Origin of the sequence: Asanoa hainanensis (assembly GCF_900188485.1) — a bacterium.
GTDB lineage: Bacteria > Actinomycetota > Actinomycetes > Mycobacteriales > Micromonosporaceae > Asanoa > Asanoa hainanensis.
In genome coordinates, this window is the sequence record NZ_FZPH01000005.1 from 457,217 (window position 1) to 480,091 (window position 22,875).

Here is a 22,875-nt window from a genome sequence, read left to right on the forward strand (position 1 = left end):
AGGGTACGTACCCCCAACCCCCCAAGGACTTGCCGTGTCCGAAAACAATGACCGTCAGAACGTCGACATGTGGTTCGATCCCGCCTGCCCGTGGGCCTGGGTGACCTCCCGCTGGCTGCTGGAGACCGAGAAGGTTCGCCCCCTCGACGTGAGCTTCCACGTGATGAGCCTCGCTGTGCTCAACGCCGGCCGTGACGAGCTCGACGAGAACTACAAGAAGTTCCTGCGTACGGCCTGGGCGCCGGTGCGGATCTGCATCGCGGCCGAGCAGAAGTACGGCAACGCCGTGCTGCGTGACCTCTACACCGCGCTTGGCACCCGCATCCACCCGGGCAAGCAGGAGCGTGGCCCGGAACTCTACGCGGCCGCACTCGCCGAGGTCGGGCTCGACCCCGCGCTGGTCGAGGCCGGCGAGAGCACCGAGTACGACGACGCGCTGCGGGCCAGCCACGACGCGGGCATGAAGCCGGTCGGCATGGACGTCGGCACGCCGGTGATCCACGCGCCGGGTCCCGACGGCGGCCGGGTCGCCATCTTCGGGCCGGTCGTCACGCCGGCGCCGAAGGGTGAGGCCGCCGGCCGGCTCTGGGACGGCGTCGTCCTGGTCGCGGGCACGCCGGGCTTCTTCGAGCTCAAGCGGACCCGCGACGTGGGTCCGATTTTCGACTGATCGGACCCTTTCCGGCTGGTTGATCGATTCGTTGCGTAGGGTGTCGAAACGGCACCCTACGCATCGAGGGGGTCACCATGTCTGAGCACACCCAGGACGAGGTCGCCGAGAGCATCGGCGGCGCCTACTGGTCGGTCGACGAGGGCCACTGGGAAACCATCGCGCCGGCGCTCCCCGACCACGTCGTCGACCTGCTGGCGCCACCCATCCTGGTCGGCGCCGCACCCCGCGAGGCGCGCGCCGTGGCCATAGCCTGAGACACGCGCCTGGGTGTCGGCCGTCACGTCAACGCCCATCGGTAGCGTTTCGGACATGACGATCGTGCACCCGATCGCCCGGGCCTGGATCACCACCGGCGGCACCGGCGCGCAGAACTACGACGAGTTCGCCGACGACAACGAGATCACCGCGATCATCGCCGACAACCCGCGCAGCGCGCTCGCGATCGAGATGCCGCACCGCTCCCCGGACGCGGGCGGACGCTCCTTCCTCGACTCGCTGCCCGCGGCCGCCCAGCGGCTCGCCGACGCCAAGGCCGACGGCAGCTACACACCCGCAGACCAGGCGATGGTGCTCTACCGGATCACGGCGCCCGGCGAGGAGCCGGCGTACGGCCTGTGGGCCATGGTGGACACCGACCAGATCTCGACCAGCGCCGACGAGCCGGGTCTCGTGATCCGCAACGAGGACGTGTTCATCGAGAAGGTGCGCGAGCGCGTCGCCCTGGCCGAGGCGGTCGGCCACCTGCTCTCGCCCGTGCTCCTGCTGCAGACCGGGCGCGGCGAAGAGCTGCACGCCGCCCTCGCGGAGGCCTGCGACGCGGCCGGCGCCCCCGCCGCGACCGACCTCGACCAGGCCGGCCGCACCCACGCGATCTGGCCGATCGGCCCGGGTGAGGCGCAGGACCGGCTGGCCGCGCTGGCCGGCGGCGGCGAGCTCGTCGTCGCCGACGGCAACCACCGCAGCCTGGCCGCCCAGACCGGCGGGCTGCCCCGCTTCCTCGCGGTCATCACCACTCCGGGCTCGGTCGCGATCCAGCCCTACAACCGCCTGGTCAGCGAGCTGACCAGCACCCCGGCGGAGTTGCTCGACGCGTTGCGGGCCGCCGGCGCGTCGGTCACCCCGACGACGGACATCGAGCCGACCTCGGTCGTCCTGTACGCGGCCGGCGCGGCCCACGCGGTGGCGCTCCCGCACGACCCGGCGGTGAGCCGCGTCGAGAACCTCGACCACGCGCTGGTCGAGCGGATCGTCCTGCGCGACGCGCTGGGCCTGGAGCCCGGCGACAAGCGGATCACGTACGTCGGCGGCGACTACCCGGCGGAGTGGCTGACCGGCGAGGTCGACGCCGGCCGGGCGGAGCTGGCGATCCTGGTCGCGCCCGTGACCGTCGAGGACTTCGTGGCCGTCAACCTCGCCCGGGCCAAGATGCCGCGCAAGAGCACCTGGTTCACCCCGAAGGCGCGAGGTGGCCTGGTGCTCGCCGAGCTCGGCGAGCACTGAGAGACTGCTGACCATGCGCGTCTACCTCGGCTCCGACCACGCCGGCTTCGAACTCAAGTCCCACCTCGTCGACCACCTCGCGGCAAAGGGCTACGACGTGGTCGACGTCGGTGCGCACCGCTACGACGCCGAGGACGACTACCCGGCGTTCTGCCTGCACACCGGCGCCAAGGTGGTGGCCGACCAGGGCAGCCTCGGCATCGTGATCGGCGGTTCCGGCAACGGCGAGCAGATCGCCGCCAACAAGATCAAAGGGGTCCGCGCCGCGCTGATCTGGAACCTCGACACGGCGCGGCTCAGCCGGCAGCACAACGACGCCAACGTGGCCGGCGTCGGTGCGCGGCAGCACTCGCTCGACGAGGCGACGGCCCTGGTCGAGGCGTTCCTGTCGACGGAGTTCTCGGGCGCCGCACGGCACTCGCGCCGGATCGCCGAGGTCGCCGACTACGAGGTCGCCCAGGAACTGCCGGCGCTGCCCTCCTAGGGCTTGGGGCGGGCGCCGCCGCGGGGCAGGTCCTCGCGGGGCACCCAGTTGCGGCGGACGACGACGAGGCGGTCCATCGCCTCCGCCTCTTCCGCCGCGCTGGGCCGGGACGCGTCGCGGGCCCGCATCGCCGCGGTGATGGCGACCTGCGACGCGCCCGAGCCGACCAGCCCACGCAGCCCGCGCTCGGCCTCGCGCTCCTCCGACGGTGGCAACCCACCCATCGGACGCGGGCCGGCCGGGCGGCGCGGCCGGCTCTCGCTGGGGTCGGGGCGGCGCGGCGCGGGTGTCGGCTCGGGATCGTGCACCTCGGCGGTGGTCGCCGAGGGCAGGCCGTCGTCGGGATCGGACGGTGGCGGTGCCGGTGCCGGCACGGGCCGGTCCGCCGGGTGGCGCTGGCGCCGCCGGCGGCGTTCGTTGTCACCCATGCCCTGCACCGTACCGGTTCTCCGTCAGAACACCTCCGCTCCGCCGGGAGCCTGGTGCCAGTGGAAGGCGGTGTCCGCGGCGGCCAACGCGCCCGGGCGCGCCTCGTGCACCCGGCCGGCCCGACCGAGCGCGGCCAACGACGTGCCGCCCAGGTACGCCGCGCCCAACTCCAGCACGTCGCAGACCAGGTCCGCGTCCTCGGTCGTGCGCTCGCAGGTGGTCCGGGCGCCGTCCGTGGTCAGCCGCCAGCGGCCGGCGTTGGCGGGCAGGATCGCGTCGGTCAGCTTGATCACCGCGTCGAGCGGCGCGCTGTAGGCCCGGGCGCGCAGCGCCCCCGGCACGTCGACCAGCCGCACCCACAGGCCGTCGCCAGCCGTCGCGCCGAGGCGGCGGGGCTCCGCCACCAGGTGGAGCAGGGGCTCGTCGGGGGTCGCGAACGAGTACGAGAGCTCGCGGGTCAGGTCGAGCGAGAACAGGAAGCGCCAGAGCGCGCGGTACGCCTCCGGGCCGGCCGCGACGACCTCGTCGACCCGGACCTCGGCCGCCGGACCGCCCCGGTTCCACTCGTTCTTGACCCGCCACAGCGCGAAGCCGTCGACCGTGCCGTCGGTGCCCTCGTGCACGACCGCCTGCCGCTCGGTGGCGCCGTCACGCTCGGAGGCCACGTCGGAGAGCAGGTAGGTCCACCAGTGCTCGTCGCGGCTCGACCAGCCCGGGCGGCGTACGCGGACTTCGTCGTAGACCTTGACCAGCTCGGGGCGCAGCGTGTCCGGCGGGCCCGCGCGGAGCCGACCGGGCGCGGGCGCGGGCAGCCCGGTGCTGGTCAGGTCAGCCTGGAACCGGATCCGGGCGCCGGCCGCGCCGTAGCCGAACCTCGGGTAGATCGCCGTCTCGCTGGCCCAGAGCGCGGCGATCGGCTCGCGCCCGGCGGCGGCCACGTCGCGGAGCTGCTGCTCCATCAGCCGGCGCAGGATGCCCTGGCGGCGGTGGGTCGGCAGCACGCCGACGCCGGTGACGTGCGCGCACGGCAGGGCAACACCGCCGGGCACGGCCATGTCGCGCTCGAACGCGGCCGCGTGGCCGACGATCGTGTCGCCGTCGACCGCGACCAGGCCGCGGGCCGGGTCGACGAGGGGCCGCTCGACGGCCAGCACGGCTGGGTCCTGCGTGTGGTGGAAGACCACACCTAGCATCGTGGCGACCGGTTCGAAGTCGTCGGCGGTAGCCGTCCGCAACACCACGTCGGGGGAAGTCATGCGTTCTGCGTACCGGAATGTCGGCCCGAGGGCGACCGGTTTGTCGGCTCGCTACCCTGGCGTCAGGAGGGGGGCATGATGACCGATCAACACGATCCGTGGGCCGAGCGCACCGTCGAGGTGCCGCCCGGCGGGCCGCAGAACCCGTTCCGGAGCGGACGTGCGCAGGTGGGTCCGGCCAGGCCCGCCGAGCCGGCGGGGCCCTACGTGCCGACCGGGACGGGCTGGCCCGGCGAGACCGGCACGATCCCGCGCCCGGTGTTCTCCGAAGAGCTCCGGCTGTTCCGGCGCGGCGCCCGGCTGATGCTCACCGGCGCGCTGTTCGCGTTCGTCTGCTGGGGCCTGTGGGCGATCTCCGACGGTGGCAACCTCGGCACCCCGTTCGCCCTCTTCGTGCTGACGGGCCTGGTCGCACTCGGCCTGTACGCGCTGGCGCGGGTCGTCGGCCGGGTCGTCCTCGAGAAGCAGCTCGGCCGGGTACGCCGGTCCGCGCGGGGCGCCCACCTGGTCACCGCCGTCTTTCTCGCCGGCGTCGGAATCGCGTACCTGCGGCAGATCGACTGGGTGGTCAGTGCCTGGAGCTGGTTCGCGGGCCTGTTCTGATCAGGGCCTAGACTTCTCGCATTTCCCGGCGGACGGAAGGCGAACACGGGATGGCGCTGCTCAGTGTGGTGGTCCCGGTCTACCGGGTCGAGGAATACCTTGCCGAGTGCCTCGACTCGATCCTCCGCCAGAGTTTCCGTGACCTGGAGCTGATCGCCGTCGACGACGCGTCCGACGACGGGTGCGCGGCGATCCTGGCCGACTACGCGGCCCGCGACAGCCGCGTCCGGGTGCTCAGCTTCGAGACCAACCAGGGGCTCGGCGCGGCCCGCAACGCCGGCCTGGCCGCCGCGACCGGTGACTACGTCTGGTTCGTCGACAGTGACGACTGGCTCACCGAGGGTGCCGTCCAGGAGGTTGCCGACCGGCTGGCGAAGACCGAGGCGGACCTGCTGATCACCGGCTTCGCCAAGTTCTGGGACACCGGACGCGTCTCGGAGTCGACGGTCGCCAAGGCCGGCCCGGCGCCCGACACGTTCCGCCTCGCCGAGGTGCCCGGGCTGACCAAGCTCCTGCACATCGCCTGCAACAAGGTGATCCGCCGGCAGCTGCTGGTCGACCTGGGCCTGGTGTTCCGCCCCGGCTGGTACGAGGACGTCGCGTTCTCGATGCCGCTGATGATCGCCGCCGACCGGATCACCCTCCTGGACTTCATCGCGTACGCGTACCGCCAGCGGCCGACGGGCTCGATCACCCGGACCGTCAGCCCCCGCCACATGGACGTCGTCGGGCAGTGGGAGTTCGTGTTCCAGTTCCTGAACGGCCGGGGCCCGGCGGACGAGGCGTTGCGCGCGCCGATCTTCGAGCGGGCGATCTGGCACCTGCTGCGGGTGCTCAACCACTACGCGCGGGTGCCGCAGCACCTGCGCCGCCCGTTCTTCTCCCGCGTCGTGGCGTTCTACCGGGCCGAGCGGCCGGCGGGCGGCTACCCCCTGCCGGCCGGCGACGAGGGCGTCAAACACCGGCTGGTCGCGCGCAACGCATTCCTGCTCTTCGAAGCGTTGCGGGCCGGCCGGCGGATGCAGGTCAGGATGGTCCGGCGGGCGCCCCGGCCGGCCAGGGCTCAGCCGCGGGTTCCCGACGCCGTACCCTAGCCGCGTGTCGTCATATTGGTCCCTGCTCGACTGCCCCCGGCCGCGCGGCCGCCTCAACCGGATCAAGCGCCTGCTCGGTCTGCGGGTCATCAAGCTGCCCCGGCAACGGGTGGTGATCCTCGCGGCCACGCCGGGTCACCTGCGTGACCTGATGGCGGCGCCGGAGTCGGTGGCACCGGCCCGCGCCGTCCGGATCATGACGATCTGGCAGACCATCCGGCCCGGCTGGGCCGGCGCCGTCGACCCGCTGCCGCGGCTGCGCCGCCACCAGGTGTCCTTGCCGCTGCGCAAGCGCGGTGTGGCGTCGATCACCTTCCGCCTGCACGAGCCGCTGCCGCTGCGCGAGATCGTCCGCAGCGGCCTCAGCGCGCTGCTGCCGGTGCGTCGCATGCCGATGCCGGCCAGCGCCGACATCGCCGCGACCGGCATCCAGCCCGGGTTCCTGCCGCCGAGCGCGCGCGTCGGCAAGCTGCCGTCGCCTGACGAGATCCGGCCGACCGACGTGCTGCTGACGGCCTCCCCGGCCGACCCGGGCGCCGCCGGCGTCGTGCTGACCAGCGACGCGGCCCAGGCCGGCGGCGCGGTGCTGCTCGACGCGATCCGGATCAACCCCCGCGGTCGCCCCGACCGCACGGTCAAGGGCACCCAGCGGCTGGTCTTCGGCGACGCCCGGTCGGGGCCGACGGTGCGCTCCGGCCGGCTCGACGGCATCGGCCTCGACCAGTTCTCCGTCGAGATGGTCCGCCGCCGGGCCCTCGTCGACGTCGGCGACCTCGCCGGCTACCAGGGCGACCCCGGCCAGGCGGCCGCGATCCTGGTGCAGGTGGCGGCGACCGGCGCGGTGCTGCTCGCCCCCGACCTGCAGCCGGCCGTGGCGAAGCTGCTCGCACCGGAGCTCGCCGCGATCCTGGCCGAGCCCGCGCCCGACGTCACCGACTCGGTAGCGCTGGAGGTGCACAGCATCCGGCAGCGCCGGGCCGCGCTGCGCGGCCACGCGTCCGAGCTCGTGCTCCCCCGCCTGGCTGCGGAGGGCTTCCCGCTGCTGCGCCAGCTCCCGAGCGTCAGCGCGATCCTGATGACGCGGCGGCCGGAGATCCTCGGTCCGGTGCTCGACGCGCTGGAGAAGCAGTCGTACCCGGAGCTGGAGATCGTGGTCGGCCTGCACGGCTGCCCGCCGTCGGACGCGCTCAACGCCTGGGTGGCCCGGTCCGCGCGGCCGGTCACGGTGGTCGAGGTGCCGGCCGACGTCGACTTCGGCACCGGCCTCGGGTTGGTCACCGCGCGCTCCAACGGCAGCCTGGTGACCAAGGTCGACGACGACGACACGTACGGCCCGGAGCACATGTGGGACCTGGTCCTGGGCCGCCACTACTCGGGCGCGACGATGGTCGGCAAGGGAGCCGAGTTCGTCCACCTCGAGGACCGCAACGAGACGATCCGCCGCAAGTTCGGCAACCCGGAGTCGTTCGCGGAGTCGGTGGCCGGCGGCACGATCATGATCGGCCGCGGCGACCTGGAGAACGCGGGCGGCTGGCGGCCGGTGCCGCGCTCGGTAGACCTGGGCATCATCACCCGCGTCAAGGCGGACGGCGGCCTGATCTACCGGACGCACCCGTTCGGCTACATCTACCACCGCCGGGCGAAGGGCCACACCTGGGACCCGGGCCAGCAGTACTTCCTCGACTCGGCCCAGTTCACCTGGCAGGGCCTACCGCCGTACTCGGAGTTCGGCATGCCGCTGGCTTCGGCCTCGGTCTAGAGCTTTTTCTACGAACCCGACCCGGGCCGCCGGCGTACGACGTCGGCGCACCCGGGTCGTCGGCTTTCGACTTCGCACGGCCTGGACGGTTGGCCCACTACGTCGGCCGGCCCCGATCGTCGGCCCTCGCGGTCACACCGGCCCGAAGTGACGGCGTACGACGTCGGCCGGCCGGGTCGTTGGCCTTCGGGCTCGCAGGGGTCCGGAACGACGGCGCACGACGTCGCCCGGCCCCGATCGTCAGCCTTCGAGGTCACACCGGCCCGAAGCGACGGCGTATGACGTCGGCCAGCCTGAGTCGTTGCCCTTCGGGCCCACACGGGCTCGGAACGACGGCGGACAACGTCGGTCGGGCCCGGTCGTTGGCCTTCGGGGTTGGCGGGGCTTAGGCGTGGCTGGGTTGGCGGCGGCGGGAGCTGAGGCTGACCAGGACCGCCGCCGCGAGGAGGGCGACCACGAGGGTGAAGATGCCGGCGGCCCAGCGCAGGCCGGCGTACTCGATGACGATCCCGACGCCGATCGCCGGCAGGGCGAGCAGCGTGTAGAGGATCGCGAACAGGGCCGAGAACGCGCCGGCTCGGCGCTCCGGTGGCACACCCGTCGCGATCGCCCGCAGGCCGGCGCTGACCGCGCTGCCGGTGCCGAGGCCGACCACCACCGCGGCGGCCAGCAGGGGCGGCAGGGCGGCGCCGAGCACGGCCGCCGCGACCAGCGCCGCGCCGACGATCAGCGCCACGCAGGCGAGCGGCAGGGAGAGGCGGGGTGGCAGCCGGCGGTCGATCAGCTGGCCCGTGGCCGTCGAGACGAAGCCGAGGAACACCACGAAGCCGGTCAACGCCGGGTCGTGCTTGCCGAGCTCGACGCCGAGCAGGATGCCGGTGACCGAGGTGAGCACGCCGAGTACGCCGAACCCGGCGCCGCCGGTGGCCGCCGCGCGGATGAAGTCGCCGCGGATCTCGTGCGGGATCCGCAACCGTTCGAGGTGGAACGTGGCCCGGCCGCGGCGGACCGTCTCGGTGACCAGGGTGAGGCCGACGAGGCTGGCCGCGATCAGCGCGAGGTCGAGCACCCAGCTCAGCCGGAGCGGATGGGTCGCCCACTGGGCCAGCAGGCCGGAGATCATCGTGCCGGACGCCAGGCCGCCCATGTTGGCCAGCAGGGCGATCACCGGGCCGAGCCACTTGCGGCGTTCCGGCAGTTGCTCGGCGATCGCGGCGGTACCGGCGCCGGTCGCCAGCGCGGCCGAGAAGCCCGAGATCACCCGGGCGGCGAGCAGCGGGCCGAGGCTGTCCGAGACGAGGAAGAGGACGGCGGCGAGGGCGCTCAGGAGCAGCGCGATGGCGAGTACGGGCTTGCGGCCGATCTGGTCCGAGAGCCGGCCGAGGATGAGCAGGCCGACGACGACGCCGAGCGCGTACACGCCGAACAGGACCGTGATTTCGACGGGAACGATGCCGAACGACTGCTCGTAGAGCGGATAGAGCGGCGTGGGCACCGTCGTCCCGAGCATGACGGTCCAGAACACGAAGGCCGTGATTGCGACATTACGCACGCGGGCCAGCCTATCCAGTTTTCGATCTTGGTCCGCTGTGCTCTTGCTTACGGCGCTTTCACCAGCTGACGGAACAACGGCTCCAGCAGCGCGCGGAGGTCGGCAGGGTCGGCGTCGGTGAGCGCGGACAGCGCGAGCACCTGCCGCATGACCTGGATGCCGGACACGATGGCCAGCACGATCGCGGCGCGCTGGGGCGCCAGGTCGCCGGCCAGGGCCTCGGTCAGCACCCGGTGGTAGTGCGCCTCGATCCGCTCGCGGCCGACCACGGCGGCCTGGTCACTCGACGACGACCGGAGCATGATCAGAAAGCCGTCGAGCGGGGTCGCACCGCCGGCCGTGATCTCGACGAGGTTCGCGGCGATCCGGTCGGCGAAGTCCGGCGCCTCGATGTTGGCCCGGGTCAGGATCGTCGGCTCGGCCATGATCTGGTCGACGACCTCGGCGAACAGGTGCTCTTTCGAGCCGAAGTAGCGGTTGACCATCATCGCCGTCACGCCGGCGCCTTCGGCGATCTCGCGCACGCCGACGCCGTCGTAGCCGCTGCGGGCGAACCCCGCCCTGGCCGAGGCCAGGATCGCGGCCCGAGTGGCCACCGCGTCCCGGCGCCGGGTCTCCGCCATGCCAGCTCTCCTCCGCGACAAGTCTACGGCTGTAGACGTGGTCCGTTCCGCGAGTTAGTCTACAACCGTAGACAAGGAGATGATCGCGATGGAACGCGTACTGGTGACCGGTGGGACCGGCTTCGTCGCGGGCTGGTGCATCGCCGGCTTGCTGGACCGCGGCTACGCGGTGCGAACGACGGTCCGCGACTCACGCCGGGCGGCGTCCGGCGACCTGACGCGAGCAGCGGACCTCGGCATGAAGCGGCAACCGGCCCGCGATCTGCGGGCAGCGATCGACAACCCGTCGCAAGCAGTAGACGGCGATTCTGCGCAGCCAGCGGGCAGCAACCGGATTCAGGCCGCCAGCGACCGGTTCGAGACCGTGACCGCCGACCTCACCCGCGACGAGGGGTGGGACGCGGCGGCTGCCGACTGCGCGTACGTCCTGCACGTCGCCTCGCCCCTCGGCGTGGCCGGCGACTCGCTGATCGGCCCGGCCCGCGATGGCGCGCTGCGGGTCCTGCGGGCGGCGACCCGGGCCGGCGTGCGGCGGGTGGTGCTGACGTCCTCGACCGCGGCCACCACGCCCGCGGACCCGCGCGGCGTGAGCGACGAGACCGTGTGGACGGACCCGGAGGACCCGAACCTGAACCCGTACCGCCGCTCGAAGCTCCTGGCCGAACGCGCGGCGTGGGACTTCATGGCCACACACGGCGGCGACACGGAGCTCACCACGGTGCTGCCCGCCGCCGTCTTCGGCCCGCTGCGCTCCCCCGGCAACGCGGGCTCGGTCGACGTGATCGCTCGCCTGCTCGCCGGCCGCCCACCGGTACTGCCCCGGTTCGGCTTCAGCATCGTGGACGTACGGGACCTGGCCGACCTCCACATCCGCGCCATGACGGCGCCGGCCGCGGCGGGCGAGCGCTTCATCGGCGCGGGCGAGTTCCGCTGGCTGGCCGAGATCGCCGCCGTGCTGCGCGGCCACCTGGGCGCGTACGCCAGCAAGGTCCCCACCCGACCCGTCCCGGACGGCGTGGTCCGCGCACTGGCCCGGCTGGTCCCGGCGCTGCGCCCACTGACGCCACTGCTCGGCCGGGACCTGACCTTCAGCTCGGCCAAGGCGCAGAAACTGCTCGGCTTCACCCCACGCCCAGCAACAGAAACCATCGTCGACTGCGCGCGAAGCCTGACCACGCCGAACGGGCGGGCGTAAACGGAGAGATCTAGGAAATCCAATGCTGCTCCGGCAGCAATCTCTTACCTAGATCCCGCCACCGCCGGCCAGCACGCGGCGCGCCACGGCGACACGCCTAGCTTGCATCGCCGCGCGGGCGCAAGACCCGCAGGCATTGGGTGGGCGCAGTAACGCCCATAACTGCGCGGATTCACTGCCCCCGCATCGAAACGATCGTCGACTGTGCGAGGCCTGACCGCGCCGGCGGCCAGGCGTAAGAGGGAGATCTAGGAAATCCAATGCTGCTCCGGCAGCAATTTCTTACCTAGATCTCGCCATCGTCGGCCAGCATCCGGCGGGTCGCGGCGACACGCCGAGCTTGCCTCGCCGCCCGGGCGCGGACCCGCGGGCGTTGGGTAGGCACAGATACGTAGATCCGCAGACGCCGCGCGAGCGCAGACCCGCATTCGCTACGCGAGCGCAGACGCTCGCACGCCGCACGAGCGCAGACCCGCGGAGCCGGCCGCGCGGGATGCTTGGGCTACGGCTGGGCGTGGGCTGGGCGGTGGCTGGAGGGGCCGCGTTGTGGTGGGGGCCGTTCCTCGCCGTCCGGGCGGGACTTGGCCGCTTCCGCGATCGCCGCGTCGAACTGGTGGGTGTTGGGCCAGCTGCTGGCCATGACCAGCATCAGGGCGACGCCGCCGATGCTCCAGATGCCGACTACCAGGGGGATCTCGAAGTGTTCGGCCAGGACGCCGGTGATCAGAACCGCGGCGCCCTGCGTGAGTTGGACGCCCGTGGCCATCACGCCGAAGGCGCGGGCGCGGTAGCCGTGCGGTAGGGCCTGCACGAACAGGCCGTTGGCAACCGGCATCAGGCCCGCCACCGCGAACCCGGAGATCGCCGCCAGCACCGCCACCCAGACGGGTGAGGGGTTGAGCAGCGACGGCACCAGGATCAGCGGGGAGATCACGGCGAACGGGCGCACCAGCTTGCGGCGGATGTTCGGCGGCACCAGGCGGGCCATCGCCAGGCCGCCGATGATGAAGCCCAGCGGGTTGGCCGCCATGATCAGGGCCTGGTAGGCGCCGGCCGCGGTGCCCTCGGCCTTTTCCTGGGCCCAGGCCGCGGCCAGGCCCTCCGGGACGATGGAGAAGAGCATCGCGGAGAAGACCAGCAGGGCGATGCCGCGCAGCACCGGGCGGCCGAAGACCAGGCGGAAGCCCTCGCCGGTCTCGCGGAGCAGGTTGGACCTGTGTTGTTCGGCCATCGCGGGCGGCCGGTGCTTCGTACCGAACCAGATCAGCAGCGCCGAGGCGAGGAACGTGCACGAGTCGACGATGATCGCCGCGCGGGGATTGAAGGCCGCGATGCCGGCGCCGACGGCGTAGCCGGCGACCTGGGCGGCCTGGCCCACGCTGTTGTTGAGCGACAGGCCGACGACCAGCTTGTCGCCGGGCAGGATCAGCGGCATCAGCGCCGAGCGCGCCGCCTGGCTCGGCGGGTTGGCCAGCGTCGCGACGAAGAGGATGACCAGCATGACCGGCACCGGCATGCCGGGGATCACGATCAGCGCGACGAGCGCCATCCGCGCGAGGTCGCAGCAGACCATGACATTGCGGTACGGGTATCGCTCGGCCAGCGTGGCCAGCAGCGGGCCGCCGACCAACCAGGGCAGGTAGCTGATCGCGAACGCGGCGGCCGACAGGGCGACGGACCGCGACTCCTGATAGACGATGACCGTGACGGCGGCTTTGGAGATGTAGTCGCCGAGCCAGGAGAGCAGACTCGCCGCAAAGACCGCCCGGTATTCGCGCTCGCCGAACACCTCGCGAAAGGTCGCCGGCCGGTTGGACGGTCGTGTCTCATCGGACACTGCGTAAGCCTCCATCGCCCTCGGCAGCCCACTTGTGGCGGTGCGACCGAGCAACGTTGTCAGACGTCGGGGGTGAAGTGAGCTTGGGACGGATTCTGCCCGATCGTCTGACAACTGGCTAGGGCGAACGGGCAGGGGGTCGCTTGTCCGACTGAACGATCGGACGATACCCGACCGTTCGACTGGCGCGCGACCCCGGCCGGCACGACCTTCAATGTGCGGGATGGGTGAACCGAGCCGCTAAGAACCACTCTCCGGTGTGGCCGGACGGGGGAACACCCGGTTCGCGACGAGCTGCGCGGTGATGCCGGCGCTGGCCAAGGCCTCCGTCAGGCGGCGGCGCAGCTCCCGACCCACCACGTACTGACCGTCCGCAGTGGTCTTGGCGATGGTGCGGATGACGGTGCCCTCGACGGTCACAGACTCGACGCCCAGCACCTCTGGCGCCTCGACGAACTTCTCGGCGAGATCCGGGTCGGCGTACACCGTCGCGGCCGCCGCCCGCAGCACTTCGGTCGCCTCGCCGGCATCGGCGAACCCGATCGGCATGTCGATCATGATCATGGCCCAGCCCTGGCTCTTGTTGCCGACCCGGATGATCTCGCCGTTACGGATGTACCAGAGCACCCCGCGGGCGTCCCGAACCGTGGTGATCCGCAGCCCGACCGACTCGACGACGCCGGTCGCCTCGCCCAGGTCGACGATGTCGCCGACGCCGTACTGGTCCTCCAGGAGCATGAACAGGCCGCCGAGCAGGTCCTTGACCAGGCTCTGCGCGCCGAAGCCGACGGCCAGGCCGAGGATGCCGGCGCTGGCCAGCAGCGGCCCGAGGTTGAAGTTGAACTCCTCGAGCACCATCAACAGCGCGATCGAGAAGACGAACGCGGTCACCAGGCTGCGCAGGACGGAGCCGATCGCCTCGGCCCGCTGGCGGCGCCGCTCGGGCACCACGGAGGCCGGGTCGGCGCTCGCCGCGGTCGGCGTCCGCTGGCGCAGCGGCTTGAGGATGGCCGGCACGGAGCTCTCGGAGGTGGTCCGGACCAGCCGGCTGATCAGCTTGTGCAGGAGGTACCGGGCGAGGACCGCGAGCAGCAGGATCGCGACGATCCGCAGCGGTTTGACGAGGAGGTACGTGCTTCCCTCGGCGGCCCAGGCCGAACCGGTCACGTCCCACATCCAGCCGCAGAAAGCATCATTCTTCGCGCAGCTGGCGGTCGGATCTGGGGACGGGGATGCCTCGGCGAGGTTCATGATCGTGTCGATGGCAGTCACACGTGTGTTCGTACCGCATGGGCCGTTCGGTCAGCGAGGCGCCCCGGGGCGGGCCGCAACCGGACGGAACCGACCATCTCACCACACGAAATAAAAGCTTCACTTCCCGACCCCCGATTAGTACGTGCAATCGGGTCCCCCATCAGGGACGATTGCTGCACGGGCGAAGGCACCTCGCCGGCGCCGGTCGTGGCGCTGCGCACCACGACCACACATCGCGGACCTGTGGAGCGGGCGACAGAACGACCGAGAGGGTGAGCGGGATGCCTGACATACGACCAACTGTGGGCTCTGGGGTTTTAGTCCTGAACGCCACCTACGAGCCCCTCTGCGTCGTGTCAGTGCGAAGAGCCGCGATCCTCGTGTTATCCGCCAAGGCTGTCTGCGTCGCCGACGGCGAGGGTTTCCTGCACAGCGTCCGCCACGAGCTTCCGGTGCCGTCCGTGGTCCGGCTGACCCGCTACGTCCGGGTCCCCTACCGCGCCACCGTCGGGCTGTCCCGCCGCGCCATATTCGCCCGTGACGGCTGGCGCTGCGCCTACTGCAAGGGTGCGGCCGAGACCATCGACCACGTCTTCCCGCGCAGCCGCGGCGGGCGGCACGCCTGGGAGAACGTGGTCGCCGCGTGCGCGCGCTGCAACCACAGCAAGGGCGACAAGACCCCGGCCGAGCTCGGGTGGCGGCTGCACACCAAGCCGGCGGCGCCCAAAGGAGTCGCGTGGCGCGTGCTCGGCCACCGCGCACCCGACCCGCGCTGGGCGAGCTGGCTCGACCTGCCGGTCGAGGCGGCCGAGGCCGCGTAGGGCGCGTCCTGCCGCTCATCGTGAGCTGATCCGGGTCACCACCAGGTGACCCCGGATCGCCGCGATTTGGGCGGCTGCCTTGCGCCTATTCCCCACCAGCGCCCTCTTCCTCGGGCCGCTCGGCCTGTGCCGCTTCCCGTTTGCCGGTGTTGGATCTCGGTGATCCCGGGGACGCCGCCAGGCAGCGCCTAGGCCCGGCGCAGGCCGCGATGATCGGCGGGGCAGGCCCTACGCCCGCGCGGAGACCAGCGACGCGAAGACGACGATGTTGTCGGCGTAGCCGGTGGTGCCACCGACCCAGCGCCCGCCGCAAGTGATCAACCGTAGGGCGGGCCGGGTGAAGTCGCCGTGCACCCGATCGGCCGGCACGTCGGCCTTGTCGAAGCGCTCGACCGAGTTGACCTCGAACACCGCCACCGAACCATCGCGCCGGCTCACCTCGACCCGGTCGCCGGGGTCCAGGGTGGACAGTTTCGCGAACACCGCCGGCCCGGTCTTGGTGTCGACGTGCCCGACCACGACCGCGGGCCCGAACTCACCCGGCGTCGGCCCGGCGTCGTACCAGCCGGTCTCGTTGGGTTCGTCCACCGGCGGCACGGCGATCGTGCCGTCCTCGGCCAGACCCACGTCGTTGACGGGCGCGTCGACACCGATCGACGCGATCTTGATGCGAGTCGGCCGACTCGGCTCCAGCACCGGAAAGTCGCGCGGCGGCGGCTTGTCGCCCGAGCCGAACCAGTTGGGCATCGAGATCGAGAACCCGCCCGTCGCCTGACCGAGCCCGAGCCCGGACAGGAACACCCCGAGCAGGACCAGGACCAGCACGCCGGGTACGCCCAACAGGCGCCGCTTCGGCGCGGGAGCACGCTCCGAGAAGCCGAGCAGCCGGGCAGAGGCAGGTCCGGCGGACGCCGGGTTGCGGGCCGCTGCCAGAGCACCAGTCCCGGCCGAGGCAGGCCCGGAGGCCGCGCCAGAAACGGCCGAGCCAGGTCCGCCCGCAGCCTGCCCACCCGCCGCAGCCACACCCGCGACCGCGGCTGAGGCAGGCCCGGAGGCCGCGCCAGAAACGGCCGAGCCAGCTCCGCCCGCGGCCGACCCACCCGCCGCGGCCACACCCGCGACCGCGGCCGAGGCAGGCCCGGAGGCCGCGCCAGAAACGGCCGAGCCAGCTCCGCCCGCAGCCAGCCCACCCGTCGCGGCCACACCCGCGACCGCGGCTGACGCAGAGCCGGCTGAGCCAGGTCCGCCCGCAGCTGGCCCACCCGCCGCGGCCACACCCGCGACCGCGGCTGAGGCGGAGCCGGCTGAGCCGGGTCCGGCCGCGCCGGAGACGGCAGAGCCGGGTCCGAATGCGGCTGGCCCACGGGCCGCCGCCACACCCGCGACCGCGGCTGAGGCAGAGCCGGCTGGTCCGGGTCCGGCAACGCTCAGACCGGCCGAGGCGGGTCCGGAGGCCAGGCCCGGTGTTGCGGGTGGCGGCGCGGCGGTGTCCGGGGGCGGCGCGACCGGTGGGGGTGCGCTCGCCCCCGGAAGACGAAGCAGGTCCCGGATGACCGGGATCGAGTCCAGGTCATCGGACATGGCGGCTAGACCAGCCGCCGGCGGCGGCGGAGCGCCAGCGCCAGGCCGGCCCCCGCGGTCACCGTGGCCAGGCCGCTGACCAGCGCGACCGTGCCGTCACCGCCGGAGCCGGCCAGGCCGCCGCCGCCGGTGTGCGGGCCGTGCGAGGGCCGGGACCGCTCGATGACCTTGAGTTTGGTCTCGGCGTGGCCGCTCTTGACGCAGGTCAGCTTCACCTCGTAGTCGCCCTTGCGGGTGTCCGCCGGCACCGTCGCCTCGCCGGTCAGGAAACCCCACTTCGGCACGAGGACGACCTCGCCGAAGGCCTTCGAGTGGGCCTTGGCCTCGTCGACCTTCTCCTTGCAGCTCGCCTTGATCTGGACCTGCTCGCCGGCCTGGACGGTGCTGGGGCTGACCTCGATCCAGGTGCCCTCGGCCTGCCCACCGCCAGGCTCACCGCCACCGGGCTGCTCGCCATAAGCGGGCGCGGCGGGCGTGGCGGGTGACGGCGGTTCGGCGTGCGCCGGCAAACCGACGATCAATACGGTCCCAGCGGCCGCGGCGGCCCCAGCCACCACGATCCGGCCAAGTGCGGCAAACGAAACGACAGACACGAAAGCCCCCCTCCGCATGGGGAGACGATAACCCCGCCTATCGGTCCAAAGCCCCGAAATCGCTCAGGTAACCCGAGAACGATTCGCGGAAAACCGCCGCCAGGACTCCGCCTCCATGATCGTGCGTAGGCGGTCGAAGCCCTCGTACACGTCGACGAACCGGGTGTAGAGCGGCGCGAAGCCCAGCCGGAGCCGGTCCGGGGTGCGGTAGTCCGGCACCACGGACGCGTCCCGCAACGCCTGGCTGATCTGCCACGCGGCCGGGTGGTGCAGGGTCACGTGCGCGCCCCGGCCGGACCGGGGCGACGCCAGCGCGAAGCCGTGCGAGGCGAGCCACTCGTCGTAGAGCTCGACGGCGAAGTCCCCCAACGCGGTCCCCTTGGCGAAGATCCGGTCGATGCCGGCCGCCGCGGAGAGCTGGACGCCGCACAACGCCGCGTAGCCGCCGAGCACCGGCGGCGTGCCGACCAGGAAGCGGTCCACCGACGGCGCCGGGTCGTACGCGGGCCCCATCGCGAACTGGTCCTGCTGCCCGAACCACCCCCAGATGGGCTGCCGCAGCGAGGACTGCAGGGAACGGCGGACGTACAGGAAGGACGGCGCGCCCGGGCCGGCGTTGAGGTGCTTGTAGGTGCACCCCACCGCCAGATCGACCCCGGCCGAGGACAACGGCACCGGCACCGCGCCCGCCGAGTGGCACAGGTCCCAGAGCACCAGCGCACCGGCCGCGTGCGCGGCCGCCGTGATGCCGGCCAGGTCGGCGATCGCGCCCGAGCGGTACGCCACGTGCGACAGCGACACCAGCGCCACGTCCTCGTCGAGCGCCGAACGCACCGCGCCCAGCGTGACGCCGGTGTCCAGGTCGGACGGCAGCACGCGCAGCGTCATGCCGCGCGCCGCCGCGACACCCTCCAGCACGTACCGGTCGGTCGGAAAGTTGTCGTCGTCGGTGACGATGACGCTCCGGCCGGGCCGCGCGGAGCACGCCGCGACCGCCAGCTTGTAGAGGTTGACACTGGTCGAGTCGCCGAGCGTGACCTCACCCGGCGAGGCCTCCAGCAGGCCGCCGGCCAGCAGGTCGCCGACCTCGCGAGCCAGCCCGATCCAGCTGTCCCAGCCCCGCACCAGGTCGACGCCCCACTCCTGGTCGACGGCGGCACGCAACCGCGACCGGGTCGCCCGAGGCAGGCGACCCAGCGAGTTGCCGTCGAAGTACACCAAATCGGACTCGTCGATGACGAACTCGTCGCGGAAGGCGGCCAGCGGGTCCTCGGCGTCGAGTCGCTGGGCCTGGGTGAGGCGATCAACGGGCACGCCGACACCGTAGCCGGGCAGGATGAGAGGCATGGCGGACCTCCACGACCTGACCGCGCTCGAACAGGGTGCGGCGATCGCCAGCGGCGAGCTGACCAGTGCGGAGCTGGTCCAGCACTACCTGACCCGGGTGGCCGCGTTCGGCGACCGGGTCGGCGCCTTCGTGACCGTGACCGCCGACCAGGCCCGCGCCGAGGCAGCCGCGCTGGACAAAGCAGCCCGGAAAGGCCCGCTGCACGGCGTGCCGACCGCGATCAAAGACCTGACCATTACCGCCGGCGTACGCACGACGTTCGGCTCGGCGGCGTTCGCCGACTTCGTGCCGAACGTCGACGCCGACGTGGTGACCTACCTGCGCGCAGCCGGCACGGTGTCGCTGGGCAAGACGACCACATCGGAGTTCGGCAGCTCCTGCCACGCGGAGAGCCTGGTCGCACCGCCGGCCCGCAACCCGTGGGCGCTGGGCAACACGGCCGGCGGTTCCAGCGGCGGTGCGGCCGCAGCGGTCGCCGCCGGCCTGGTGGCGGTCGCGCAGGGCTCGGACGGCGGCGGCTCGGTGCGGATTCCGGCGGCGATCTGCGGCCTGGTCGGCTACAAGCCGAGCCGCGGCGTCGTCTCCGGCGGCCCGTTGGGCTCGGCCGGGTTCGGCCTGCCCACGCACGGCGCGATCGCCCGCACGGTGACCGACGCCGCCGCCTTCCTCGACGCGATGGCGGTGCCGACGCTCGGCGAGCCCTACCTGGCGCCGCCCGCTCCCGGCGGCGGCTACCTCGGTGCCGCGCGCACGGCCGCACCGGGACCGCTGCGGATCGGCCGGTTCACCACGCCGATGCTGGTCGACACGCCCGTCGACCCGGCCTGCGTAACCGCCGTCGACGACGCGGCGGCCGCGCTGGCCGGCGCCGGGCACCGAGTCGAAGAGGTCGCGGCGCCACTGACGCCCGACATGTGGCCGCTGTTCGAGACGCTCTGGTACGTGCTGTCGCTGGCACCCGTACCCCCGGCGGCGGAGCCGTCGCTGTTGCCCCTGACCCGCTACCTGCGCGCCCGGGGCGAGACGGTCGGCGCCGGCCAGCTGATCGCGGTGCTGGCCGAGCTGCAGACCCGGGTGCGCCAGGGACTGGCCCGGCTCGCCGGCTACGACGTGTTGCTCAGCCCGACACTCGCGGTGCCGCAGGCCGAGCTCGGTTGGTTCACGGAAGCGGACGAACCGGGTGAGGATTTCGACCGCCAGCGGCGCTTCTCGCCGTTCTGTGCGATCTTCAACGTGACCGGCCAACCGTCGGTGAGCGTGCCGACCGGCGCGACCGCCGACGGTCTTCCGGTCGGTGTCCTGTGCAGCGGGCGCTACGGCGACGACGCGCGTTTGCTGGCCCTCGCGGCGCAGCTCGAGCGGATCGCCGGGCGTGTTGATCGCCACCCGGCGATCTGGACGGACGCGCCCTCCGCTACCGTGAACGGCGTCTGAGCCGGTCGGCTTCGAAAGGGAGTTGGCGTTGTCAGTTACCGAGACGGTGCTCTACTTCGTCATCATTCCGGGCGCCGCCGTCCTGGTGATCGCGGGGTTGGCGGCCGCGGGCGGCGGACCGCGCCCGAAGCGCTACCGGCCCGGTCGGCCGTACGACTTCCGGCCGGTCTGGTTCCTGTCCGCTCCGGAGTTGCTCTCCCACGCGCCGGAAGAGGCGGACTCCCACATGATCGAGGCGGGCGAGACCCGCGCGCTGTCCACCGCGCAGACGCCGTACGGCGGCCCGGTGGGCGCGATCGAGCCGGTGCCCTCCGCGGCGCCGGCGGGCAAGGTTGGAGGCGCAAGTGACCGCTGGTGAGACCGGCCCTCTGCTGGCGCAGCACCCCGAGGCCCAGCAGCGCGCCGAGCTGATCGAGGAGCACAACTACGGCCAGCCCGAGGTGCTCGAGGGTCCGTTCAGCACCCGCCAGCTGCTCCGGCTCGACGAGGCGCTGCGCACCGCCGACCGGGCGACCGGGCTCGTCTTCTCCGTCTACGTCGGAGAGTTGGAGGAGCCGGTCCGCGGCCACGCCGAGCGGATGCACCAGCAGCTCCCCGACGTCGCGTCGGCCGTGCTGATCGCGGTCAGCCCCAACCAGCGGGTGCTCGAGGTCGTCACCGGCGGCGAGGCCCGCCGGCGCATCCCGGACCGCGACGCCAAGCTCGCGGCGCTGTCGATGGTGGCCGCCTTCGGTGGCGGCGACCTGGCCGGCGGCATCATCAGCGGCCTCGACCAGCTCGCCACCAGGGCGGGCCGCTCCTAGGTTCTTCCCCGAAAGGCCCGGCCACGTGCCGGGCCTTTTCGTCTGTGTGGTGGCAGGCACAGCCCCACGTGAATGGGTCTCGGATCCCGGCCTGGCAGGATGGAAGGCGTGACTGCACAAGGCAAGGACGAGCCGACCTTCTACGAGCTCGTCGGGGGTGAGCCGACCTTCCGCAAGCTGGTCGCCCGCTTCTACGAGGGCGTGGCGGACGACACGCTGCTGCGGCCGCTCTACCCCGAGGAAGACCTGGGGCCGGCGACCGAGCGACTCACGTTGTTCCTGATGCAGTACTGGGGTGGTCCCAACACGTACTCCGCCACCCGCGGGCACCCCCGGCTGCGGATGCGGCACGCCCCCTTCCGGGTCGGTCCGGAGGAGCGGGACGCCTGGCTGCGGCACATGCGCGACGCCGTCGACTCGCTCGACCTGCCGGCCGACCAGGAGCGGACCCTCTGGGACTACCTGGAGCGGGCGGCGTACTTCATGGTCAACACGATGGACGACCCAGCCGCCACAAATCCGACATAATCGCATCGCAGGGCACTTCTCGGTCGTTGATCCAGACGACCGCCGCCGCGGAGGGATCGTGGGGGCCACACCCCGAGGAGCCTCGCCCGCATGCGCCGCCGACTCATCGCCGCCGCCGTGGTCATCGCCGCCGGAATCGCCGGCGCCCTGCCCGCCGTCGCGGACGTGGCCCAGCCGACCGTCGTGACGGCGGACCCGGTCGACTTCACGCCGCACGCGCTGGACGGCACCGTCCGCGCGATCGCGGCGGTCGGCAACACGATCGTCGTCGGCGGCACCTTCACCAGCGTCGCCAACGAGGGCGGCTTCCGGTCGGTCCGCCGGCCGTACCTGTTCGCGTTCGACGCGAAGTCCGGTGAGATCCGCACCGGCTTCGCCCCGACGGTCGACGGCGCGGTCTACGCGCTCGCCGCGGGCCCGGACAACAGCGTCTACGTCGGCGGCGCGTTCCGCACCGTCAACGGCGCCTCGGCGCGCGGCCTGACCCGCCTGTCGGTGGGCAACGGCGCCCGCGTGAAGCCGTTCAACGCCGAGATCAACTGGGGCGACGTGCGTACGCTCGCGGTCAACGGCAAGCGTCTCTACGCGGGCGGCCCGTTCTCCGCGATCAACGGGGTCAACCGGGCCGGCCTGGCCCGCCTCGACGGGGTCAGCGGCGCCGTCGACGCCGGTTTCGACGCCAAGCTCACGGCCACCGAGATGGCCCGCGTCCGGGTCGAGGACATGGCCCTGTCGCCCGACGGCCGCCGCCTGGTCGCGGTCGGCGCGATCACCCACGCCGCGGGCCAGCCCCGCCACCAGCTCGCGGTGCTCGACGTCTCCGGCGCGAAGGCGGTGGTCGCCAACTGGTACACGGACGCGTTCCGGACGCAGTGCGACACGTCGCTGGACACGTACCTGCGCGGGGTCGACTACTCCCCCGACGGCGCGTACTTCGTCACCGTCACCACCGGCGCCCTGACGGGCCCGGGCAAGATGTGCGACTCGGCGGCCCGCTTCGAGAGCGCCGGCACGGGCGCCCACAAGCCGACCTGGGTCAACCACACGGGCGGCAACACCCTGTTCTCGGTGTCGGTGACGGGCGCGGCGGTCTACGTGGGCGGCCACCAGCAGTGGCTCGACAACCCGAAGGGCAAGAAGAGCAAGGGCCCGGGCGCCGTCGACCGCCCCGGCATCGGCGCCATCAACCCGAAGACCGGCAAGGCCCTGCCCTGGAACCCGACCCGCAGCCGAGGCGTCGGCGCCCGCGCCATCGTCGCCACCAAAACCGGCCTCTACGTAGGCTCCGACACCGACAAACTCGCCAAGGAATACCACGGACGCATCGGGATGTTCCCGCTCCCGTAATCGATCAAATTCAAAAGCAAGATCGAGGGCAAGATCGAGGAGCGGTCCCGGGTCCGCGGTGGTCCGGACCGTCGCTCCCGGCGCCCCTCTGTCAAGAGGGGGTTGGTTAGGGTGTGGTTTGGCGGGTCCGGGATGTGACTTGTCCGAAGTGTCGATCTTGG

Annotated in this window: 23 protein-coding genes; 14 read left to right on the forward strand and 9 right to left on the reverse strand. The window is 72.4% G+C overall.

Translation table 11 applies throughout. The annotated features are described in order from the left end of the window. Positions 1-67 precede the first annotated feature (67 nt). From CHC05_RS16105 to CHC05_RS16120, 4 genes are all read left to right on the forward strand, one after another. Positions 68-670 (forward strand): mycothiol-dependent nitroreductase Rv2466c family protein, encoded by a 603-nt coding sequence (locus CHC05_RS16105; protein ID WP_089249455.1) that lies wholly within the window; start codon positions 68-70, stop codon positions 668-670. A 77-nt stretch (positions 671-747) separates the two neighbouring features. After that, on the forward strand, positions 748-927 hold the full coding sequence (locus CHC05_RS16110) for a hypothetical protein (protein WP_089249457.1): 180 nt from the start codon (positions 748-750) through the stop codon (positions 925-927). Between the two features lie 55 nt (positions 928-982). Further along, positions 983-2,173, forward strand: coding sequence for a DUF1015 family protein (locus CHC05_RS16115; RefSeq protein ID WP_089249459.1), 1,191 nt, complete (start codon positions 983-985; stop codon positions 2,171-2,173). A gap of 13 nt (positions 2,174-2,186) precedes the next feature. Next, positions 2,187-2,657 (forward strand): ribose-5-phosphate isomerase, encoded by a 471-nt coding sequence (locus CHC05_RS16120; RefSeq protein WP_089249591.1) that lies wholly within the window; start codon positions 2,187-2,189, stop codon positions 2,655-2,657. Here CHC05_RS16120 and CHC05_RS40740 read toward each other — a convergent pair. Together CHC05_RS40740 and CHC05_RS16130 are read right to left on the reverse strand one after the other, a co-directional pair. After that, positions 2,654-3,085, reverse strand: a complete 432-nt coding sequence (locus CHC05_RS40740; RefSeq protein ID WP_144022616.1) for a hypothetical protein — start codon at positions 3,083-3,085, stop codon at positions 2,654-2,656. The two genes, CHC05_RS16120 and CHC05_RS40740, sit on opposite strands and share 4 nt — an antisense overlap. Before the next feature lie 24 nt (positions 3,086-3,109). Beyond that, on the reverse strand, positions 3,110-4,342 hold the full coding sequence (locus tag CHC05_RS16130; RefSeq protein WP_089249461.1) for a GNAT family N-acetyltransferase: 1,233 nt from the start codon (positions 4,340-4,342) through the stop codon (positions 3,110-3,112). Positions 4,343-4,420: 78 nt separating this feature from the next. Between CHC05_RS16130 and CHC05_RS16135 the strand changes: the two genes are divergently transcribed. From CHC05_RS16135 to CHC05_RS16145, 3 genes are read left to right on the forward strand one after another with little or no spacing between them, the layout of a single operon-like run. Further along, a complete protein-coding gene (locus CHC05_RS16135) occupies positions 4,421-4,945 on the forward strand; it encodes a hypothetical protein (RefSeq protein WP_089249593.1) in 525 nt (174 codons plus the stop codon). Positions 4,946-4,995: 50 nt separating this feature from the next. Continuing rightward, positions 4,996-6,039, forward strand: coding sequence for a glycosyltransferase family 2 protein (locus CHC05_RS16140; RefSeq protein ID WP_089249463.1), 1,044 nt, complete (start codon positions 4,996-4,998; stop codon positions 6,037-6,039). Between the two features lie 4 nt (positions 6,040-6,043). Beyond that, a complete protein-coding gene (locus CHC05_RS16145; protein ID WP_089249465.1) occupies positions 6,044-7,798 on the forward strand; it encodes a glycosyltransferase family 2 protein in 1,755 nt (584 codons plus the stop codon). A 385-nt stretch (positions 7,799-8,183) separates the two neighbouring features. Here CHC05_RS16145 and CHC05_RS16150 read toward each other — a convergent pair whose 3' ends face one another. Beyond that, complete coding sequence (locus tag CHC05_RS16150) at positions 8,184-9,350, reverse strand: MFS transporter (protein ID WP_144022617.1); 1,167 nt, start codon at positions 9,348-9,350, stop codon at positions 8,184-8,186. Positions 9,351-9,397: 47 nt separating this feature from the next. Further along, entirely contained in the window at positions 9,398-9,973 is a 576-nt protein-coding gene (locus CHC05_RS16155) for a TetR/AcrR family transcriptional regulator (protein WP_089249469.1), read from the reverse strand. Positions 9,974-10,061: 88 nt separating this feature from the next. Between CHC05_RS16155 and CHC05_RS16160 the strand changes: the two genes are divergently transcribed. After that, complete coding sequence (locus CHC05_RS16160) at positions 10,062-11,168, forward strand: NAD-dependent epimerase/dehydratase family protein (protein ID WP_089249595.1); 1,107 nt, start codon at positions 10,062-10,064, stop codon at positions 11,166-11,168. A gap of 502 nt (positions 11,169-11,670) precedes the next feature. Here the strand turns inward: CHC05_RS16160 and CHC05_RS16165 are convergent. Continuing rightward, positions 11,671-13,020: an MFS transporter gene (locus tag CHC05_RS16165; RefSeq protein ID WP_089249471.1), complete on the reverse strand. Its 1,350-nt coding sequence runs from the start codon at positions 13,018-13,020 to the stop codon at positions 11,671-11,673. Between the two features lie 225 nt (positions 13,021-13,245). Continuing rightward, the gene (locus CHC05_RS16170; RefSeq protein ID WP_089249597.1) at positions 13,246-14,256 is read right to left on the reverse strand and encodes a mechanosensitive ion channel family protein; all 1,011 of its coding nucleotides are present in this window, start codon (positions 14,254-14,256) and stop codon (positions 13,246-13,248) included. A 284-nt stretch (positions 14,257-14,540) separates the two neighbouring features. On the opposite strand from CHC05_RS16170, the gene CHC05_RS16175 reads away from it, so the two are divergent. Continuing rightward, positions 14,541-15,080 (forward strand): HNH endonuclease, encoded by a 540-nt coding sequence (locus tag CHC05_RS16175; protein WP_089249473.1) that lies wholly within the window; start codon positions 14,541-14,543, stop codon positions 15,078-15,080. A gap of 228 nt (positions 15,081-15,308) precedes the next feature. Here CHC05_RS16175 and CHC05_RS42505 read toward each other — a convergent pair whose 3' ends face one another. The 3 genes from CHC05_RS42505 to kynU form a co-directional block, all read right to left on the reverse strand. Next, positions 15,309-15,920 (reverse strand): class F sortase, encoded by a 612-nt coding sequence (locus CHC05_RS42505; protein ID WP_425426765.1) that lies wholly within the window; start codon positions 15,918-15,920, stop codon positions 15,309-15,311. A gap of 746 nt (positions 15,921-16,666) precedes the next feature. Further along, positions 16,667-17,254, reverse strand: coding sequence for a hypothetical protein (locus tag CHC05_RS16185; protein ID WP_144022618.1), 588 nt, complete (start codon positions 17,252-17,254; stop codon positions 16,667-16,669). A gap of 63 nt (positions 17,255-17,317) precedes the next feature. After that, positions 17,318-18,601, reverse strand: a complete 1,284-nt coding sequence (kynU, locus tag CHC05_RS16190; protein WP_089249477.1) for a kynureninase — start codon at positions 18,599-18,601, stop codon at positions 17,318-17,320. Here kynU and CHC05_RS16195 point away from each other — a divergent pair. The 5 genes from CHC05_RS16195 to CHC05_RS16215 all read left to right on the forward strand — a co-directional run bounded on the left by CHC05_RS16195 (position 18,600) and on the right by CHC05_RS16215 (position 22,714). Further along, positions 18,600-20,036 (forward strand): amidase, encoded by a 1,437-nt coding sequence (locus CHC05_RS16195; RefSeq protein ID WP_089249479.1) that lies wholly within the window; start codon positions 18,600-18,602, stop codon positions 20,034-20,036. The genes kynU and CHC05_RS16195 overlap by 2 nt on opposite strands. 28 nt (positions 20,037-20,064) lie before the next feature. Beyond that, the gene (ctaJ, locus tag CHC05_RS16200; protein ID WP_144022619.1) at positions 20,065-20,394 is read left to right on the forward strand and encodes an aa3-type cytochrome oxidase subunit CtaJ; all 330 of its coding nucleotides are present in this window, start codon (positions 20,065-20,067) and stop codon (positions 20,392-20,394) included. A gap of 49 nt (positions 20,395-20,443) precedes the next feature. Continuing rightward, complete coding sequence (locus tag CHC05_RS16205) at positions 20,444-20,839, forward strand: DUF5130 family protein (protein WP_089249601.1); 396 nt, start codon at positions 20,444-20,446, stop codon at positions 20,837-20,839. 108 nt (positions 20,840-20,947) lie between these two features. After that, the gene (locus tag CHC05_RS16210) at positions 20,948-21,367 is read left to right on the forward strand and encodes a globin (RefSeq protein WP_245870896.1); all 420 of its coding nucleotides are present in this window, start codon (positions 20,948-20,950) and stop codon (positions 21,365-21,367) included. A 90-nt stretch (positions 21,368-21,457) separates the two neighbouring features. Next, entirely contained in the window at positions 21,458-22,714 is a 1,257-nt protein-coding gene (locus CHC05_RS16215) for a PKD domain containing protein (RefSeq protein WP_089249486.1), read from the forward strand. Positions 22,715-22,875: the final 161 nt, after the last annotated feature.

What these genes read in the sequence shown, in the direction of transcription:
- CHC05_RS16105 (WP_089249455.1), top strand. Translation starts at nt 68, where the DNA reads ATGTGGTTCGATCCCGCCTGCCCGTGGGCCTGGGTGACCTCCCGCTGG.
- CHC05_RS16110 (WP_089249457.1), top strand. Translation starts at nt 748, where the DNA reads ATGTCTGAGCACACCCAGGACGAGGTCGCCGAGAGCATCGGCGGCGCC.
- CHC05_RS16115 (WP_089249459.1), top strand. Translation starts at nt 983, where the DNA reads ATGACGATCGTGCACCCGATCGCCCGGGCCTGGATCACCACCGGCGGC.
- CHC05_RS16120 (WP_089249591.1), top strand. Translation starts at nt 2,187, where the DNA reads ATGCGCGTCTACCTCGGCTCCGACCACGCCGGCTTCGAACTCAAGTCC.
- CHC05_RS40740 (WP_144022616.1), bottom strand. Translation starts at nt 3,085, where the DNA reads ATGGGTGACAACGAACGCCGCCGGCGGCGCCAGCGCCACCCGGCGGAC.
- CHC05_RS16130 (WP_089249461.1), bottom strand. Translation starts at nt 4,342, where the DNA reads ATGACTTCCCCCGACGTGGTGTTGCGGACGGCTACCGCCGACGACTTC.
- CHC05_RS16135 (WP_089249593.1), top strand. Translation starts at nt 4,421, where the DNA reads ATGACCGATCAACACGATCCGTGGGCCGAGCGCACCGTCGAGGTGCCG.
- CHC05_RS16140 (WP_089249463.1), top strand. Translation starts at nt 4,996, where the DNA reads ATGGCGCTGCTCAGTGTGGTGGTCCCGGTCTACCGGGTCGAGGAATAC.
- CHC05_RS16155 (WP_089249469.1), bottom strand. Translation starts at nt 9,973, where the DNA reads ATGGCGGAGACCCGGCGCCGGGACGCGGTGGCCACTCGGGCCGCGATC.
- CHC05_RS16160 (WP_089249595.1), top strand. Translation starts at nt 10,062, where the DNA reads ATGGAACGCGTACTGGTGACCGGTGGGACCGGCTTCGTCGCGGGCTGG.
- CHC05_RS16165 (WP_089249471.1), bottom strand. Translation starts at nt 13,020, where the DNA reads ATGGAGGCTTACGCAGTGTCCGATGAGACACGACCGTCCAACCGGCCG.
- CHC05_RS16170 (WP_089249597.1), bottom strand. Translation starts at nt 14,256, where the DNA reads ATGAACCTCGCCGAGGCATCCCCGTCCCCAGATCCGACCGCCAGCTGC.
- CHC05_RS16175 (WP_089249473.1), top strand. Translation starts at nt 14,541, where the DNA reads ATGCCTGACATACGACCAACTGTGGGCTCTGGGGTTTTAGTCCTGAAC.
- CHC05_RS16195 (WP_089249479.1), top strand. Translation starts at nt 18,600, where the DNA reads ATGGCGGACCTCCACGACCTGACCGCGCTCGAACAGGGTGCGGCGATC.
- kynU (WP_089249477.1), bottom strand. Translation starts at nt 18,601, where the DNA reads ATGCCTCTCATCCTGCCCGGCTACGGTGTCGGCGTGCCCGTTGATCGC.
- CHC05_RS16215 (WP_089249486.1), top strand. Translation starts at nt 21,458, where the DNA reads ATGCGCCGCCGACTCATCGCCGCCGCCGTGGTCATCGCCGCCGGAATC.